The sequence below is a fragment of the Massilia sp. NP310 genome (genome assembly GCF_019443485.1).
Taxonomy (GTDB): Bacteria; Pseudomonadota; Gammaproteobacteria; order Burkholderiales; family Burkholderiaceae_D; genus Telluria; species Telluria timonae.
Map to the genome: position 1 here is coordinate 71,333 of NZ_CP080379.1, position 18,577 is coordinate 89,909.

Consider the following 18,577-nt stretch of genomic DNA (forward strand, 5'->3'; position numbering starts at 1 on the left):
CGCCATCAGGGCCCTCCTGAATACTTCGCGCTGGCTGTATCTATTCTCATTTTTATAAAAAAGACCAAGTCCTTCTCTGGAGAACCACAATGCTGCGCAAAACCCTCCTCGTTCTAGCCATCGCTTCAAGCCTCGTCGCCTGCGGCAAGGATTCCGCCACGGCCCCCGGCCAGGCCAAGGACAACAAGCCGACGCAGCTGACGGTGGCGCCCGAGGATGTATTGACGATCCAGAGCGACGCCATTTCGTCCGGCCCGGTCATCACCGGCTCGATCCAGCCCGAACGCAAGGCCGACCTGCGCGCCGAAGTCTCGGCCATCGTGCTGCAGGTGCTCAAGGAGAACGGCGAACCGGTCAAGCGCGGCGACGTGCTGGTGCGCCTCGATGAAACCTCGATCCGCGACAGCCTGATGTCGGCCGAGGATGCGCAGCGCGCCGCCAGCCTGGCGCTGGAGCAGGCCAACCGCCAGCTCGAACGCCTGAAAACCCTGAGCGCCTCCGGCATGACCTCGGCCAAGGCCCTGGACGACGCCGAGATGGCGCGCAACAACGCCATGAGCGAGCTGTCGGGCGCCAGGAGCCGCGTCGCCACCGCGCGCCAGCAACTGGCCCGCACCACGGTGCGCGCGCCGTTCGACGGCATCGTCTCCGAGCGCAAGGTCTCCAATGGCGACACCGCCACCATCGGCAAGGAACTCGTGAAAGTCATCGATCCGACCAGCATGCGCTTCGAAGGCGCGGTGTCGGCCGATTCGGTCAGCACCGTCAAGGTCGGCCAGAAAGTCAATTTCCGCGTCAACGGCTATGGCGAGCAGCAGTTCGCCGGCATCGTCAGGAGGATCGATCCGGCGGCCAACCCGGTCACGCGCCAGGTCGAGGTGCTGGTGGGCTTCGCCGACAAGGCCCAGCCGCGCGTGGCCGGCCTGTACGCCGAAGGCCGCGTCGACGCTTCCGCCACCGACGCCCTGATGCTGCCCGAGTCGGCCCTGGTGCGGGTCGGCGACAACAGCCATACCTGGCGCATCAAGGATAAAACCCTGTCCAAGGTCAATCTGGTGGTCGGCGCGCGCGACCCGCGCACCGGCAACTTCGAAGTCAAGCAGGGCCTGGCCGCCGGCGACGTCGTGCTGCGCGCCCCGACCTCGAACCTGAAGGATGGCCAGAAGGTCGACATGCCGGCCGCGCGCGTCGCCAGCGCCGCCGGCTCGGCCGCCGGCGCGGCGCCGGTCCAGGGCAAGTAATACGGGAAAAATAAAAGGAAAACAACGATGTTCCTGTCCAATTTCAGTGTCAAAAAACCGGTCGCGACGGTGGTGATCATCGTCGCGATGATGGCCATCGGCCTGCTCGCGCTGTCCAAGCTGCGGGTCAACCAGAACCCCGACGTCGACATCCCCGTCATCGTGGTCGACATCCCGTATCCGGGCGCCTCGCCCGAGACCTCGGAACGCGAGATCACCAACCGCCTCGAGAAGCAGATGCAGGCGATCCAGGGCGTCACCGAAGTCAATTCCAACTCCTATGAGGGCGGCGCCACGATCTGGATGGAGTTCGACTTCGACCGCAACCTGATCGAAGCCTCGGACGACGTGCGCAACGCCATCGCCGCGGTGCGCTACAAGCTGCCGATCGAGATGCGCGAGCCGGTGCTGCGCCGCATCGATCCGGCCGCCGAGCCGGTGATGTCGCTGGCGCTGTCGTCGAGCACCCAGAGCCATGCCGAGATCTCGCGCTATGCCGAGGACGTGCTGGCCGACCAGTTCCGCGCCATCGACGGCGTCTCGACGGTGGCCGTCAACGGCGCCCTGCGGCGCGAGCTGTCGGTGCTGCTGCGCGCCGAGAAGCTGCGTGAATTCAATGTGTCGGTGACGGAGGTGACCAATGCCCTGCGCAGCGGCAATACCAATGCGCCGGTCGGCAAGCTGCGCGACGAGCTGGACGAGAAGGGTATCCGCCTGATCGGCCGCATCGAGCGTCCCGAAGACTTTTCGCAGATCGTGGTCAAGCGCAACGACGACACCATCGTGCGCCTGAACCAGGTGGCCGAGATCCAGGACGGCTTCGCCGACATCAACAGCCTGTCCATGCGCAGCGGCAAGCCGAACGTCGGCCTGCAGATTTCCCGCTCGCGTGACGCCTCGACCGTGGCGCTGGCCAAGAAGGTCCACGAAGTCGTCAAGGAAGCGAGCAAGCACCTGCCGGAAGGCACCAAGCTGGAAGTGACCCGCGACGGCGGCGAGGATGCGCAATCGAGCCTGAACAACGTGATCGAGGCGCTGGTGCTGGGCGCCGTGCTGACCGTGTTCGTGGTGTACGCCTTCCTCAATTCCTGGCGCTCGACCCTGATCACCGCGCTGGCCCTGCCGACCTCGGTGCTGGCGGCCTTCATCGCGGTCTGGCTGTGCGGCTTCACGCTGAACTTCATGACCCTGCTGGGCCTGTCGCTGGCGATCGGCGTGCTGATCGACGATGCGATCGTGGTGCGTGAAAACATCGTGCGCCATATGGAAATGGGTTCCGACCGCCGCACCGCGGCCCTCGAAGGCACCGCCGAGATCGGCATGGCCGTGGCCGCCACGACCTTCTCGATCATGGCCGTGTTCGTGCCGGTGGCCTTCATGCCGGGCGTCTCCGGCGAGTGGTTCCGCCCGTTCGCGCTCACCGTGACCTGCTCGGTGATCGTCTCGCTGTTCATCTCGTTCACGCTCGACCCGATGCTGTCGGCCTACTGGGGCGACCCGCCGGACCACCACAGCGCGCCCAAGAAGGGCATCGGCCGCGTGCTGGACCGCTTCAATCACTGGTTCGACCGCCAGGCCGACCGCTACGGCCGCGTGATCGCCTGGGCGCTGCACCACCGCCGCTGGATGGGTTTCATCGCCCTGGCGAGCTTCGTCGGCGCCATCGCCCTGCATTCGAGCTTTGGCGGCTCCAGCTTCCTGCCGAAGATGGACTCGGGCACGATCATGATCGAGGTGCGCGTGCCGGCATCGTCGAGCATCGAATACGCCCGCCGCAAGGTGGAAGCGGCGGCCGAGCTGGCGCGCACCCTGCCCGAGACCGAGGACACCAACAGCAACGCCAACCTGAACGGCGGCCGGGTCTACGTCGACATCGGCAAGCGCCGCCAGCGCGACCGCAGCGCTTCCGAGGTCGCGGTGGAACTGCGCCAGAAGATCAGCCGCCTGGTCGGCGCCGAGTACACGGTCATGGATGACCTGAGCGGCAACGGCAAGCCGGTGCAGATCGAATTCAGCGGCCCCGATTCGCGCCGCCTGATGGAACTGACCAACGCCTACATGGCCAAGCTGCGCGAAGTGCCGGGTGCGGTCGACGTCACCCTGTCGGAACAGGATCCCAAGAACGAGCTGCAGATCGTGCTCGACCGCGGCCTGGCGAATATGATGGGCATTTCGGTGGGCGACGCCGCCCAGTCGCTGCGCGTGGCCTTCGCCGGCATCGAGGTGGGCGACTGGGTCGACCCGACCAGCGAGACCCGCGACGTCGCCGTGCGCCTGCACCCGGATGACCGCGTCAATACCGAGAGCATCGAGCGCCTGCCGATCTCGGTCGGCGGCACCGGCATGATGGTGCCCCTCGAGCAGATCGCCTCGATCACCATGGGCAAGGGCCCGTCGGGCATCCGCCACAAGAACGGCGAGCGCATGATCACGGTCTCGGCCAATGCCCAGGGCCGCTCGCCGGGCGAGGTCACGGCCGACGCCATGCGCCTGGCGCGCACCTTCGACTTCCCGCCGGGCTATGGCCTGGCGCTGGGCGGCTCGGGTGAAGACCAGCAGGAGCTGTTCACCGAGATGATCATCGCGCTGCTGTCGGGCATCGCCCTGATGTACCTGATCCTGGTGATGCAGTTCGGTTCCTTCACCGCGCCGATCGGCGTGATGATGTCGCTGCCGCTGTCGCTGATCGGCGTGGTCGTGGCGCTGATCATCACGGGGCATACGCTCAACCTGATGAGCATGATCGGCATCATCATGCTGATGGGCCTGGTGGCCAAGAACGCGATCCTGCTGCTGGACGCCGCCCGCGCCCTGGAGCACGAAGGCATGGACCGCGAAGAAGCGCTGATGGCGGCCGGCCGCAAGCGCCTGCGTCCGATCCTGATGACCACCTTCGCGCTGATCGCCGGCATGCTGCCGGTGGCGCTGGCCTTCGGCGACGCGGGCGAGTTCTACCAGCCGCTGGCGATCGCCATCATCGGCGGCACGATCACCTCGACCGTGCTGACCCTGCTGGTGGTGCCGACCTTCTACGACAGCATCGAGATCGCCCGCGACCGCATGCTGGCCAAGTATGGCCGCCGCGCCGAGCGCTGGAACGCGCTGCCGGCCTTCCTGATGACCTTCGTGGAAGCGATCCTGACCCTGACCTTCGTGCGCTTGGTCTATCGCGTGATCGTCCGCATCGGCCGCCTGGTGACCGGCCGCGGCAAGGCCGTGCCGGCCTGATCCTTACCTGCGGGCGGCGCCAGCCGCCCTTGCCCCGACACGGCCAGCCATGCGCTGGCCGTGTCTTTTCGACGACCGGCCGCATGAGCTTGCCACGGAATTGCCACGCAGCCCCCACGCTTGCCATATTGCGACAGCATTTCTTCTTGTTATGGTCTAATAGCGGATGCCTTGTGGATAATTAGATACTGAACTGCTTGCGCCACAGTGGACAGTATTTCAAGAATCCCGTCTTCCATCCATCCCGCCGTTAGGTTCCGTGCCCATGTCAGCAATCCCATCATCCTCCACACCAGCCGGTTCCGACCTGAACTGGCTCGCCGGCGGCGGCGAGATGGGCGAACTGATCCGCAGCATGGACTGGTCGAAGACGCCGCTCGGGCCGCTGTCCGAATGGCCGCAGAGCCTGCGCACCTCGGTCAGCCTGTGCCTGTCGTCGACCTTCCCGATCCTGGTGTGCTGGGGGCCGGACGACATCCAGATCTATAACGACGCCTACCGCCCGATCTGCGGCGACCTGCATCCGGCGTCGATGGGGGCGCCGTTCAAGGTCATCTGGGCCTCGGCCCTGCCGGTGGTGGGGGCTGCCTTCGAACGCGCCCACCAGGGCGAGGGCGCCTATATCAAGGACCAGCAGATGTTCCTCGACCGCAGCGGCTATCTCGAGGAAGCGAACATGACCTTCTCGTTCTCGCCGATCCGCGACGAGTCGGGGGCGGTGGGCGGCGTCTTCCACCCGATCACCGAGACCACGGCCCAGGTGCTGGGCGCGCGCCGCACCCAGGGCCTGCGCGACCTGACCGCCGGCCTGGCCTCGACCCGTTCGATGGCCGAGATCGGCCAGCAGCTGACGGTCCACGTCGAGCGCATGCAGGCCGACGTGCCTTTCCTGCTGTTCTACCAGATCGACCAGGACAGCGGAAACCTGGAACTGCGCGGCGGCGGCGGCTTGCCGGCGCACTGCGCGCTGGCGCCGCAGTCGGCGCGTCTGGACGACGCCTGCTGGCCGTTCGCGCGCTGCGCCGCCACCGGCGCGGCGGCGCAGGTCGACGACGTCGCCGAACGGCTCGGCGGCGCGGCCTGCGGACCCTACGACGATCCGCCGCGCTCGGCCCTGGTGCTGCCGCTTTCCCTGCCGGGCCAGCAAGAGCTGTTCGGCTTCGTGGTCGCCGGCGTGAGCGTGCGCCGCGCGCTCGACGCCGACTATCGCAACTTCTACGAATTGCTGGGGGCGGCGGTGAACACCGCGGTCGGCAACGTCATCGCCTACGAGCAGGAACAGCGCCGGGCCGAAGAACTGGCCAAGATCGACCGCGCCAAGACCGCCTTCTTCTCGAACGTGTCGCATGAATTCCGCACCCCGCTGACCCTGATCCTGGGTCCGCTCGACGACGCCCTGGCGGACGCCGCGGACAGCATGAGCGCGGCCCAGAGGAAGCGCATCGAGGTCACCCACCGCAATGCGCTGCGCCTGCTCAAGCTGGTCAACTCGCTGCTCGACTTCTCGCGCATCGAGGCCGGCCGGGTGCAGGCCAGCTACGTGCCGGTGGACCTGGCGCACCTGACGCTCGACCTGGCCGGCGTGTTCGAGTCGGCCATGGTCAAGGGCGGCCTGGCATACCGGATCGCGTTGCAGGACCTGGGGCGGCCGGTCTACGTCGACCGCGACATGTGGGAAAAAATCGTCTTCAACCTGCTGTCGAACGCCTTCAAGTTCACCCTGCACGGCAGCGTCACGATCAGCCTGCGCGAGCACGCCGGCATGGCGCGGCTGTCGGTGCAGGACACCGGCACCGGCATCCCCGGGCACGAGCTGCCGCGCATGTTCGAACGCTTCCACCGCATCGAGGGCGCGCCGGGACGCACCTATGAAGGCACCGGCATCGGCCTGGCCCTGATCCAGGAACTGGTGCGCCTGCACGGCGGCACGATCGCCGTCTCGAGCGTGTTCGGCGAAGGCACGCGCTTCGACGTCGACCTGCCGTTTGGCCAGGCCCACCTGCCGCAAGACCGCATCCTGCACGCGCCGGACGCGATGGAAGACCGCCAGCGCATGGGCTCCGCCTTCGTCGAGGAAGCGCTGCGCTGGCTGCCGGACGCCGAAGCCGAACCCCACGAGGAGGAGCAGGCGGCGCCGGTCGACATGGCCGGCCAGGCGCGCCCGCGCATCCTGATCGCCGACGACAACAACGATATGCGGGCCTACCTCAAGGCGCTGCTCGAGCCGCACGCCGAGGTGCGCGCCTGCGCCGACGGCCAGGCCGCCTTCGAACTCGCGCTGGCCGACCCGCCCGACCTGCTGCTGAGCGACGTGATGATGCCGAAGCTCGACGGCTTCGGCCTGATCGCGCAGATCCGCGCCAGCGAGGAGCTGCGCCTGCTGCCGGTGATGCTGCTGTCGGCGCGCGCCGGCGAGGAAGCCAAGGTCGAGGGCCTGCAGGCCGGCGCCGACGACTACCTGGTCAAGCCGTTCTCGGCCAACGAGCTGCTGGCGCGGGTGCGCACCCAGGTGGCGCTGGGCCGCGAGCGCAGCCAGATGGAGCGCGATGCGCGGGCGCGCGAAGCCCATGTGCGGGCGCTGGTCGACGCCTCGCCGGCCATGCTGTGGACCACCGACAACGAGGGCCAGTGCACCTATCTCAGCCGGCGCTGGTACGACTACACCGGCCGCACGCCGGAACAGGACCTGGGCCTGGGCTGGCTCGACAATACCCACCCCGACGACCGCCAGCGCGCGGGCGAGATCTTCCTGGCCGCGAGCGCGGCGCGCGAGCCGTTCTCGATCGACTACCGCCTGCGCTGCCACGACGGCAGCTACCGTTGGTTCATCGACGCCGGCCTGCCGCGCGCGAACGCGGCGGGCGAGCCGGACGGCTACGTCGGCACGGTGATCGACGTTCATGCGCGCAAGATGCTGCAGGAGCGCTTCGAGCGGGTGTCCGAGGCGGGCGACATCGGCGTCTGGTATGCCGACGCGCCGTTCACCGAGTTCCAGCTCAATGCCGAGATGGCGGTGCACTTCGGCCTGGACGGCGCGCGCGCGGCCTCGGTCGACACGCTGCTGGCGGCGGTCGACCCGGAAGACCGCGAGCGGCTGGCCGGCAGCGTGGCGCACGCGGTGCGCGCCGGCGCGCCGCTCGACCTCGAGTTCCGCACCGTGGCGGGCGACGCGCCGCGCTGGCTGCGGGCGATCGGCTGGTGCGGCCTGGACAAGCACGGCCAGCCGGAGCGCTTCGACGGCGTGACCCTCGACATCGACAGCCAGAAGTACGCCGAGCAGGAGTTGCAGCGCCTGGCCAACGAGCTGGGACAGAAGAACCGCGCGCAGAGCGACTTCCTGTTCACGCTGGCGCACGAGCTGCGCAACCCGCTGGCCCCGATCCGTTCGGGGCTGGAACTGATGCGCATCGGCGCCGCCGGCGGCGACGTCCAGACGATCATGCGGCGCCAGGTCGACCACATGGTGCACCTGGTCGACGACCTGCTCGACATGGCGCGCCTGGCCGAGGGCAAGGTGACCCTGCGCCTGGAACGGGTGCGGCTGGACGACGTGGTGCGCGAGGCGGTCGACATGAGCATGCCGCTGGTGGAAGCCGGCAAGCACGCGTTGTCCGTGCGCCTGCCGCAGGAACCGCTGGCGCTGCACGCCGACCGCCACCGCGTGGCCCAGGTGCTGAGCAACCTGCTCAACAACGCGGCCAAGTACACGCCGCAGGGCGGGGCGATCGAGCTGGTGGTGCGCGTCGAGGCGAACGAGGTGGCGCTCACGGTGTCGGACAACGGCATCGGCATCGCCGCGCCGGCGCTGGAGACGGTATTCGACATGTATGCCCAGGCCCATCTCGGCAGCGGGATGGCGCAGGGCGGCCTGGGCGTGGGCCTTAACCTGGTCCAGCGCCTGGTCAAGCTGCACGGCGGCCGCGTGGCCGCCAGCAGCGCCGGCGCCGGCATGGGCAGCCGGTTCACGGTGTGGCTACCGTTGCCGCAGGGTGCGCTGGCTGGGCTGCCCTCCGCAGCCGCGCCCGAACCGGTGACCGCGCCGGTCTCCGCCACACCGGGCGGCATGCTGCGCATCCTCGTGGTGGACGACAATGTCGACGCGGCCGAGACCTTGCAAGCCCTGCTCGAAATGAACGACCACACCGTCAGCGTCGCCAACGACGGCGCCGCGGCATTGCGCCTCGCCGGCGAAGACCTGCCGCAGGTGGTGTTCCTGGACATCGGCCTGCCCGACATGAGCGGCCACGAGGCGGCCGAGGCGATGCGACGCATTCCGGGCATGGAAGACGCGACGCTGGTGGCGCTGACGGGATGGGGAGCGGAGCAGGACCGGCGACGTTCGAGCGAGGCGGGGTTCGATCATCACCTGACCAAGCCGGCCGATTTCACGATGGTGGAGAATCTGATCCGCGACGTCGCAGTAAAGCTGCGCACGACGGACTAGCCGACTGCGGCAGGTGCGGGCCTGAAAAAAAAACAACCCGGCCGTGAGGGGCCGGGTGCTGGTATGAGGTAGAGCGCTACCCCGAGCGCTGCCCCGAGCGCGCCCCGCGTGCAGGGCGTCGTTCGGTGCGTTGGCCAATCGATTACTGGCCGGTGGTGCCGGTCGGCGGCGTGGTGGTGGTCTGCGGATCGGTGGTGGTGGTGCCGGTGGCGCCTTCGGCGGTGCCGGTGCCGGTGGTGCCGGTCGCGCCGGTGGTGCCTGCCGCGCCGCTGGTGTCGCCGGCGGTGCCGGTCGCGCCGGTGGTGCCGCTGGTGCCCATGTCGGTGGTGCCGGTGCCGGTGGTGCCGGTGCCGGTTGCGCCGGTGCCGACGTCACCCGTGGTGCCGGTGGCGCCCGAGGTGCTGCTTGGCATGGTCGCCGAGGTGTCGGCCGGGGTGGTGGTGGTCGCTGCGTCATCCTTCTTGCAGGCGCCCAGCAGGGTGGCCAGAACCGCGGCGGTCAGCAGGATTTTTGGTGCTTTGGTCATTGCATTCATTTTTAAACTCCTCGTTTACGTCTATCTTTGTGCCGCAGCTTCCAGCTCATTGGTGAGGCGCTGGAAGAACAACGGCGCCAGTTAGTTCCACCCCTTTGCAATTCAAGGGCGGAACACTCAGGGAACCGACGCAATACGCGGCCCCGGTGCGTACTTCAATCCAACTGTGCCCATTAGACCGGATGCCCGGCTGCCGGTTCGTTAGATACCGCACTCTTGCGAAACTCCGTAACATTTTTTACAGAGTTTTCTTTCACCGGGCGTCAGGCACCCAGCTGTTCGTCTCCCGGCACGGGCCGGATGTTCCGGTCATCGGCGCTGCGCTTGATATGGTCGGTGTGAGCAAGCTGTTCCAGCAGCGCGGGAACTTCCATAGAAATTTCTCGCGCCAAATATCCCAGGGTGCCCAGCCGTTGCGCCAGGCGGTCGCCGGCGCGGGCGTGCAAGGCCACGCCCCAGCAGGCCGCCTGTTCCGGCGCGGCGCCACGCGCCAGGAGGCCGGCGATGATGCCGGCCAGTACGTCGCCCGAGCCAGAAATGGCCAGGCCAATATTGCCTGCGCCTTCGTGTTGCCATAGCGTGCCGTCCGGCGCCGCGATCACCGTGCGTGCGCCCTTGAGCGCGATCACGGCATTCCAGTCGCGCGCCGCCTGCAGCGCCGGCGCGTCCGGCGCGCCGACGAGGCATTCTTTCTCGAGGCCGGTCAGGTGGGCCATCTCGCCGCAATGCGGGGTCATGATCACGGGCCGCTCGAAGCGCATCGGCTTGCCCTCGGGCCAGTCGTGCGGCATGTGCAGCATGACGTCCATGGCGCAGGCATCGAGCACCAGGCCGACGCCGGCTGCGTCCAGGCGCGGCAGCAGCGCGTGCACCAGGCGCGCGGTGCAGGGGGCGTCGCGCATGCCGGGGCCGACCAGCACCGCGTCGACCTTGTCGGCCAGCGGATCGAGGCTGCCTAGTGCGTCCAGGTGGAAACCGTCGGTGTCGTTCTCGAGCAGGCCGATCACGCGCGCCTCGGGCATCGCCAGCGCCACCAGCTGGGCCACGCTGGCCCCGGTGGCGATGGTCAGCTTGCCGGCGCCGGCGCGCAGGGCCGCGGTGGCGGCCAGGATGATGGCGCCCGGCATCTCGCGCGAGCCGCCCAGCACCAGGACGTGGCCGCGCAATTCCTTGTCGCCCTCGGCCTGTGGTTGCGGCAGCGGCCATGCCGCCAGAAAGTCGGCATCGACGTCATGCACGGTGTGATTGGTGGAATCCATGGTGCGGCCTCAGGCCTTGGGCGAGGTGGGCAAGTCCTTGGCGACGGTGACCGGGGTGCCGGTCGCTTCCAGCGGCGCCACGAAGTTCACCAGGCGCAGCGCCAGGTCGCCGCGCTTGCCCTGGTTGGGGTCGAACTCGTAGGACGTGACCGAGCAGTTGGGCACGTCGCCGGCGCGGTCGAAATCCAGGATCTGCGCCTCGTTCAGGTGCTCGAACAGGTAGCGGAAGCAATTCACGGTGACCTGGTGCGCGACGATCAGCACGCGCTCGCCGCAAAAGTCGCGCTCGAGCGTGTCCATCACGCTGCGCAGGCGCAGGATGACGTCGCACCAGCTTTCGCCGCCCGGCGGGCGGAAATAGAACTTGCCGACGTGGTGCCGTTGTTCGTACAGATCGGGGAAGTGGTGGGCGATGCCGTGCGTGGTGAGACGGTCGAGCACACCGAATTCTTTCTCGCGCAGGCGCTCGTCGGACCGCACGCACAACAGCTCGTCGCGCTCCAGGCGCTGCATCAGGATGTTGGCGGTCTCGGTCGCGCGGACGTAGGGCGAATGCAGCACCACGTTGGGACGCTGGTGCGGCGGCAGGGCGGCGAACCAGGCGCCCAGGGCTTCGGACTGGCGCTCGCCCAGGTCGGACAGCGGCACGTCGACGTCGCGGTCGGCGATGTCGATGCGGTGCCCGGCGGCGGCTTCGGCCAGGTCACGCGCAACATTGCCCGCGCTTTGTCCATGCCTGACCAGCCAGATCTCCTGTGGCCATTTCTGCTCCATCGCCGTCCGCCGAAAAGTTAACATGGCGTCATCATGACGGATTCGGCAAGGCGTCAGCGCACGATTGCTGCCGCCCGCGGCGATGTTTACGCGTGCTTACACGGCTTGTTCCTCGCCGTCGAGGTTGACGTCGGCATCGTCCTGGAACACCCGCATATCGGTCTGGCCCAGCACCCGGCTGGTGACGCTGCCGGCCGCGATCGAACCGCTGACGTTCAGCGCCGTGCGGCCCATGTCGATCAGTGGCTCCACCGAGATCAGGAGGCCCGCCAGCGCCACCGGCAAGTCCATCGCCGACAGCACGATCAGGGCCGCGAAGGTGGCGCCGCCGCCGACGCCGGCCACGCCGATCGAGCCGAAGGCGACGATCGCCAGCAGAGGTAAAAGGAAAGCAACGGTGAACGGATCGATGCCGACCGTCGGCGCGATCATCACCGCCAGCATCGCCGGATAGATGCCGGCGCAGCCATTCTGGCCGATGGTGGCGCCGAACGAGGCGGCGAAATTGGCCGTGCCTTCCGGCGTGCCCAGGCGCGCGGTCTGGGTCGCCACGCTCATCGGGATCGAGCCGGCGCTGGTGCGCGAGGTGAAGGCGAACACCAGCACCGGGAAGATCTTCTTCAGGTAGCGCAGCGGATTGAGTCCGACGCCGGCCACCATCGCCAGGTGCACGCAGAACATCAACGCCAGCGCCGCATACGAGGCGACCACGAAGTTGAGCAGGCCCAGGATGTCCTGCAGGCTCGAACCGGCCACCATCTTGGCCATCAGCGCGAACACGCCGAACGGGGTCAGGCGCAGCACCAGGGTCACCATCCGCATCACGATCACGTGGGCCACGTGCACGAAGCCGCTGAAGGACTGGAACACTTCCGGCTTCTTGCCGGCGATGCCGACGGCCGAGATGCCGATGAAGACCGCGAACACCACCACCGCGATGGTCGAGGTCTTGCGCGCGCCCGTCATGTCGAGGAAGGGATTGGCCGGGATGAAGGACAGCAGCAGCGACGGCAGCGACAGTTGCTGCGCCGTGGCCAGGTTGCCCTGCAGGTATTCGCCGCGCGCGACTTCGGCGCTCGACGCGGTCAGGCCCACGGCCGACAGGCCGAACAGCTTGGCCATCGCGATGCCGATGCAGGCCGCGACCACGGTCGTGACGAGCAGGATGCCGATGGTGAGGGTGCTGATCTTGCCGAGCGACGCCGCGTCGCGCAGCTTGAGGATGGCCTGCACGATCGAGACCATGATCAGCGGGATGACGATCATCTGCAGCAACTTGACGTAGCCGCTGCCAATCACGTCGAGCCAGGCATTGGTGGCCACGATGTCGCTCGCGCCGGCGCCGTACACGGCCTGCAGGCCGGCGCCGAACACGACGCCCAGCCCGAGGCCGGTGAACACGCGCTTGGTGAACGAGGCGTGGCGGGCCTGCATGCCATACAGGAGTGCGCAGATGGCCAGGGCGAGGGCCAGGTTCAGGAGGACGGGGAAGGTCATAACACTCGGGTTGAAGCAAGGAATCGCGCCATTCTATCGGCAAAGTTGCCTTGACGTAGTGTTAATGTCACCTTTGCTTATGCGCTCAGAGCATATTGACGGAGGAATATCGTGCGGTCGCGCTAGATGTGTGTATCTGTTGCTGCACTGCGACGGAAGATAAGTCATAACGCAAGGAAATACTCAATGCTTCCCATAAAGGGAACAATGTTTCTATAATCCAATGGATACCACATTTTTTTATCCATGGGCTTAGGCCAGCGAATCATGTTCAAACATCTCAGCATCAAGTCGCGCCTCATCTTCGTCATCGCCTTCCTGGCCGTCGAACTGGTCGCCGGCGCGGTCATCGGCATCTACAACCTCGGCGTCGCCAACACCGAACTCAAGCAGATGTACGACCACCGCCTGGTGGGCCTGAGCCAGGTGGGCCAGGTCACCCAGCTGATCACCACCAACCAGCTCGCCGTCGCCAAGGCCGTCAACCTGGAAGACAGCGGCCAGCGCAATGCCGCGCTCGAGTCGGTCGACGCGAACATCGCGGTGATCAGCAAGATCCTCGACAGCTACCGCCAGCTGCCGATGACTGCCGGCGAGAAGGCCCTGTACGAACAGTTCACCGAGGCGCGCAAGGTATTCGCCGAGCAGGGCATCCGCCCGGCCATGGCCGCGATCCGTGCCGGCGACAACGCCGGCGCCGTGGCCCAGCTCAACGGCAAGATGACCACGCTGTACCTGCCGGTGGCCGATCTCGGCGCCAGGCTGGTCAAGGAGCAGCAGGACGCGGCGCTGAAGGAATACCAGGCCTCGCAATCGACCTTCGAGATCGTGCGCGCGGTCTGCCTGGCCGGCCTGGTGTTCGGCCTGATCATGGCCGCCTTCGTCGGATGGGTGCTGGTGCGCGCCATCGTGCGTCCGCTGGAGCAGGCGGTCGCGATCGCCGGCGCGGTGGCCCAGGGCGACCTGACCCAGACCATCGAAGTGACTTCGAAGGACGAGACCGGCCGCCTGCTGCAGGCGCTGAAGGACATGAACGATTCGCTGGTGAAGATCGTGAGCCAGGTCCGCACCGGCACCGACAACATCGCCACCGCCTCGAGCCAGATCGCGGCCGGCAACCTGGATCTGTCGTCGCGCACCGAGCAGCAGGCCGGTTCGCTGGAAGAAACCGCTTCGTCGATGGAAGAACTGACCTCGACCGTGAAGCAGAACGCCGATAACGCACGCCAGGCCAACGCGCTGGCCACCTCGGCCTCGGAAGTGGCGGGCAAGGGCGGCGCGGTGGTCGAGCAGGTGGTGCAGACCATGGGCGCGATCAATGCCTCGTCGACCCGCATCGTGGACATCATCGCCGTCATCGACGGCATCGCCTTCCAGACCAATATCCTGGCGCTGAACGCGGCCGTGGAAGCGGCGCGCGCCGGCGAGCAGGGCCGCGGCTTCGCGGTCGTGGCGGGCGAGGTGCGCAGCCTGGCGCAACGTTCCGCGGCGGCGGCCAAGGAAATCAAGCTCTTGATCGACGACTCGGTCGACAAGGTGCACCACGGCTCCGAGCTGGTCGAGCGCGCCGGCGCCACGATGCAGGAAATCGTGCAGAGCGTGAACCGCGTGACCGACATCATGTCCGAGATCACCGCCGCCAGCCAGGAACAGACCGCCGGCATCGAACAGATCAACGGCGCCGTGGCCCAGATGGACCAGGTGACCACGCAGAACGCGGCGCTGGTGGAAGAAGCGTCGGCCGCAGCGGCCTCGCTGCAGGAAGAAGCGACTGCGCTGGCGCAGACCGTGGGCGCATTCAAGCTGAATCAGGCCGGCACCAGTCGCGTCAGCGCGGCGGCGCCGCGCGTGACCACGACCTTGCCGGCGGTGGTGGCGAAGGCGCCGGTGAAGGCGCCCGCCAAGCCAGGCAAGGCCGCGGCGCCGGCCAAGCCCAAGGCGCAAGCCGCGCCGGCTGCCGCTGCGAAGCCGAAGAAAGCCGAAACCGCGGACGTCGGCGACGGTTGGGAAGAGTTCTGATTCCAGCTTGAAGCCAAACGGCACGAAGAAGCCAACCCGAGGGTTGGCTTCTGTCGTTTACACCACCTTACGTGCGCAGCTTGCGTAGTCCAATCGCGAGCAGCGCGAGCGCCACCACCCCCAGCGCCAGCAACTGGCCTGTCGGCAGGCGGCCGGGCGCCGCCACATGTTCATAGCGCGGCAGCCGCGCCAGGTCGGCCTGCGTCATCGCCCGCTCCTCGAACAGATACGGATAGAAGAAGCGCCGCAACTGCGCGTGATACGCCGCGATACGGTCCTGGTAGGCCAACTGCGCCGCCAGGTCGGTATCGGCCAGCCGGTGCAGCAGCACCTGCACGTTCACCGACGCCAGCACCAGGCCGACGCGCGCCGTCCAGCTTTCCCTTGCCTGCCTGGTGCATCGCGTAATACCACTTCCAGTGAAAGCGTCCTTCGACCGGCGGCGTGTCCTTCCACTCGGGGTGGGCGCGGAAGAATTTTTCGAAGGTCTCCGGCTTGGGGATGTCCCAGCCCGAGTGCACGGCCTGGCGCTGGGCCAGCGCCAGCTCGACGCCTTTCGACACCGGCGACAGGCGCGCGATCGCGGCGTCGGCCAGGGTCGGCAGGATCATCGTCAAGCCGACCAGGCAGGCCAGCAGGATCGCGGCGCTGCTGCTCGAGGTGCGGGCGCGCGCCGCGACCCAGCTCGCCAGCCCGAACCAGAAGGCGAGATAGAGCGTGGCCACCAGCGCGATCGCCGCGAAGTCCGCCACAGCGGCGCCGGCCACCAGCGCGCCACAGGCCAGCGGCAGCAGGGTGGCCAGCCACACCAGGCCATAGCGCAGGCCGACCCGGCGGCGCCAGGTGTCGGCGGCGGCGGCAGGTAGCGACGCCAGCAGCCGCAGGCGGCCGGCTTCGCGCTCGCTCGAGACCAGGTCGTGCATCAGCGCGATCACGAACAGCGGCGCCAGGAACACCAGCACGAAGGCGAAGTCGAAGCGGCCCGGCATGGCCAGCTCGGGGTTGATGGCCTCGGACTCGTACAGCTGCGAGTGCAGGCCGAGCAGGCGCACGCGCAGGGCCTGCGGCTGCAGGTCGCGCTGGCCGATCGCCGCGAAGGCCAGCGGCGACGGCGGGTTCAGCGTCAGGTGCGGCAGGTAGTAGCCGACCGAGCCGGCTTCGGCCACGCCACCCTTGAGCTGCCTGGCGGCGATGGCGGCATGGTCCTGCGCGTGGCTGGCGGCGATGCGCTCGAGCGCGGCGCGCTGCTGGCTCACGGTCTGCAGGCCGGTCCAGACCGACAGCGCGCACAACAGCGCCAGCAGCACGACGGCGCCGACGGCCAGTCGCGAATGCGCGACCTGGCGCAGTTCAAATGTCAGCGTTTTCATTTGGCCTTCCTTTCCAGGCGTTTCGCGATGGGATAAGCAGCGCCCAGCAGGGCCAGCAACCAGCCGCCCAGCAGGGCGAAGGCTGGCCAGGCATGGCGCGCCGCCACCTCGGCATAGGGCGCGGGCGGATAGCCGAAGCGCGGCGTGTCGTCCCAGTGGTGCTTGTCGATGCGTTCGTCGCCCGCGCCCTGCGGCGAGACCACGTTGGCGTGCAGGCCGTTGAGCGCCTGGACGAAGGCGTAGCGGTATTTTTCTCCCTCGACCAGGAAGCGCGCGTGGCTGTCGAGGTTGGTGCCGGCCAGTGCGGTCGACATGCGCCGCAGCGCGATCACGGGGCTGAACAGGCTGGCCGAATGCACGATCGCGTTCTCTTCGCGTTGGCGCGCGAAGTCGGCGCGCATGAATTCGTCGAACAGTTCGCTCGTCAGGCGTTCGCCTTCGGCCATCAACAGGCCGCCGTAGTTCACCGGCAGGTCTTCGACCCGCTGCACGCCGTATTTCTCGAGGGTGCGCGCGCGGAAGGCGTTGAAATAGGGGTCGTCGGGATTGTGGCTGTCGCCGATCGCGGCCAGCCGCTCGTGGATCGCGACTTCGGTTTCGATGCGGCTCGGCCGGCCGACGTCGCCGGCGGCGAAGTCGGGCATCACGCGCGGCAGCAGGATTGCGGTGACGATCCAGCCGGCCACCAGGGCCAGCAGCGCGTCGCGCGCGCGCGGCAGCGTCGCCGACACCAGCACCGCCGCCACCACCCACAGCAGCAGGTAGAGCGCATACCCGAGCAGCATCGTCAGCGCCTGCGGCGCCGCCGCCGGATGCAGCAGCGCGATCGCGGCAAGCGCGATGAAGGCGGGAGCACCGAGCAGCAGCGCCACGCCGGCATGCGCGGCCAGCTTGCCGAGCAATAGGGTCGCGCCGGGGATGCCCTGCACGATCTGCAGGCGCAGCTGGCCGCGCTCGCGCTCGCGCGCCACGCTGCCGAAGGCCAGGAACACGATCAGCAAGGGCGTCAGCACCTGCAGCACGAAGGCCGGGGTGAGCTGGCCGAAGCGCAGCAGCACCGAGGACTGGCCCGCATCGCTGAAGTTGGCGCTGTTCTGGCGGTGGCCTTCGAGGAACAGCGTGTTGCCGGTGAACGGATCGACGCCGAAGTCGAAGAAGGCGAGGGGACTCAGCGGACGGAACACGTAGTGCCCGTAGTGCACCACGCGGTGGGGATGACGATCCGGCTGGTTGTGCCACTGTGCGTCGGCCGTGCCTTGAAAGCGCGCGCGCTCGGCGTCGACGGCTTGCACGCGTTCGTGGCTGACCAGGATCGCGGCCAGGGTCAGCGCCAGCATCAGGATGCCGGCGGCCACCGCCACCCGGTTGCGCAGCATGGCGCGCCATTCGCTGCGGGCGATGGCGGGCAGCGCTTGCCTGATGGTGGCGCTCATGCCGGTTCCTTTGCCTGCGTCGTTCCGGCATAGCGCCGGTACAGGTCGCGCACGTCATAGCGTTCGTCCCCGCCGGCCGCGACTTCATGGCTGATGTGGCCGCGCTCCAGGAAGCCGATGCGGTCGGCCACCTCGGCCGCCCCCAGCAGGTCGTGGGTGACCATGAAGATCGCGCTGCCGCGCCCGCGCAGGCCCTGCAGCAGGGCGTTGAACTCGCTGGTGGCCTGCGGATCGAGGCCGGTGGTGGGCTCGTCCAGCAGCAGCACCGGCACCTGGCGCGCCACGGCCAGCGCGATCGCGACCTTCTGGCGCATGCCTTTCGAATAGCCGCCAAGGCGGCGTTTCCAGGCCGAGGCGTCCAGGCGCACGGCGTCCAGGGCCGCGTCGATGCCGGCCTTGCTCCAGCTGCTGCCCGCCAGGCGCAGGAAGTATTCGATGTTCTCGCGGGCGTCCAGATGCTCGTACAAGGCCACGTTCTCGGGCACATAGGCCAGTTGGCCGCGCGCGGCCAGCGGGTCGGCGGCGACGTCGATGCCGCACACGCGTACGCTGCCGGAGCGGGGCGCCGTGAAGCCGAGGAAGGTGTTCATGGTGGTCGACTTGCCGGCGCCGTTGCCGCCCAGGAGGGCATAGATCTCGCCGCGCGCAACGCGCAGGGACAGGTCGCGCAGCACGGGCGCGGACTGGTAGGCGACGGTCACGCCGTTCGCCTCCAGGGCAGGGGTATTCATGGTCATCGTGGTCCTTTGTGGTGAAGCGGGAGCGACAGGCCACACG

At 68.0% G+C, this 18,577-nt stretch carries 11 protein-coding genes and 1 pseudogene; 4 read left to right on the plus strand and 8 right to left on the minus strand.

The window, feature by feature from the left end; all coding sequences use genetic code 11:
* The first annotated feature begins 89 nt into the window (after positions 1–89).
* From KY496_RS00360 to KY496_RS00370, 3 genes are all read left to right on the plus strand, one after another.
* Positions 90–1,241: an efflux RND transporter periplasmic adaptor subunit gene (locus KY496_RS00360; RefSeq protein WP_071363448.1), complete on the plus strand. Its 1,152-nt coding sequence runs from the start codon at positions 90–92 to the stop codon at positions 1,239–1,241.
* A 27-nt stretch (positions 1,242–1,268) separates the two neighbouring features.
* The gene (locus KY496_RS00365; RefSeq protein ID WP_219863352.1) at positions 1,269–4,469 is read left to right on the plus strand and encodes an efflux RND transporter permease subunit; all 3,201 of its coding nucleotides are present in this window, start codon (positions 1,269–1,271) and stop codon (positions 4,467–4,469) included.
* A 265-nt stretch (positions 4,470–4,734) separates the two neighbouring features.
* A complete protein-coding gene (locus KY496_RS00370; RefSeq protein ID WP_229520384.1) occupies positions 4,735–8,913 on the plus strand; it encodes an ATP-binding protein in 4,179 nt (1,392 codons plus the stop codon).
* A gap of 142 nt (positions 8,914–9,055) precedes the next feature.
* On the opposite strand, the gene KY496_RS00375 is transcribed toward KY496_RS00370, so the two are convergent.
* From KY496_RS00375 to KY496_RS00390, 4 genes are all read right to left on the minus strand, one after another.
* Positions 9,056–9,448, minus strand: coding sequence for a hypothetical protein (locus KY496_RS00375; RefSeq protein ID WP_005669430.1), 393 nt, complete (start codon positions 9,446–9,448; stop codon positions 9,056–9,058).
* Between the two features lie 263 nt (positions 9,449–9,711).
* Positions 9,712–10,707: an NAD(P)H-hydrate dehydratase gene (locus KY496_RS00380; RefSeq protein ID WP_219863354.1), complete on the minus strand. Its 996-nt coding sequence runs from the start codon at positions 10,705–10,707 to the stop codon at positions 9,712–9,714.
* A 9-nt stretch (positions 10,708–10,716) separates the two neighbouring features.
* The gene (locus tag KY496_RS00385) at positions 10,717–11,481 is read right to left on the minus strand and encodes a histidine phosphatase family protein (protein ID WP_005669434.1); all 765 of its coding nucleotides are present in this window, start codon (positions 11,479–11,481) and stop codon (positions 10,717–10,719) included.
* A 96-nt stretch (positions 11,482–11,577) separates the two neighbouring features.
* Positions 11,578–12,978: an L-cystine transporter gene (locus tag KY496_RS00390; protein WP_219863356.1), complete on the minus strand. Its 1,401-nt coding sequence runs from the start codon at positions 12,976–12,978 to the stop codon at positions 11,578–11,580.
* A gap of 267 nt (positions 12,979–13,245) precedes the next feature.
* On the opposite strand from KY496_RS00390, the gene KY496_RS00395 reads away from it, so the two are divergent.
* Positions 13,246–14,997: a methyl-accepting chemotaxis protein gene (locus KY496_RS00395; protein WP_219863358.1), complete on the plus strand. Its 1,752-nt coding sequence runs from the start codon at positions 13,246–13,248 to the stop codon at positions 14,995–14,997.
* Positions 14,998–15,064: 67 nt separating this feature from the next.
* On the opposite strand, the gene KY496_RS26965 is transcribed toward KY496_RS00395, so the two are convergent.
* From KY496_RS26965 to KY496_RS00410, 4 genes and pseudogenes are all read right to left on the minus strand, one after another.
* Positions 15,065–15,205, minus strand: a complete 141-nt coding sequence (locus KY496_RS26965) for a hypothetical protein (RefSeq protein ID WP_229520557.1) — start codon at positions 15,203–15,205, stop codon at positions 15,065–15,067.
* A gap of 18 nt (positions 15,206–15,223) precedes the next feature.
* Positions 15,224–16,367 (minus strand): annotated as a pseudogene (locus KY496_RS27405) (DUF3526 domain-containing protein); the annotation flags it as partial.
* Positions 16,364–17,800, minus strand: coding sequence for a DUF3526 domain-containing protein (locus tag KY496_RS00405; protein WP_219863359.1), 1,437 nt, complete (start codon positions 17,798–17,800; stop codon positions 16,364–16,366). The pseudogene KY496_RS27405 and the gene KY496_RS00405, both read right to left, overlap by 4 nt.
* A complete protein-coding gene (locus KY496_RS00410; RefSeq protein ID WP_307718387.1) occupies positions 17,797–18,531 on the minus strand; it encodes an ABC transporter ATP-binding protein in 735 nt (244 codons plus the stop codon). The genes KY496_RS00405 and KY496_RS00410 overlap by 4 nt, the downstream gene beginning before the upstream one ends.
* Between the last annotated feature and the right edge of the window lie 46 nt (positions 18,532–18,577).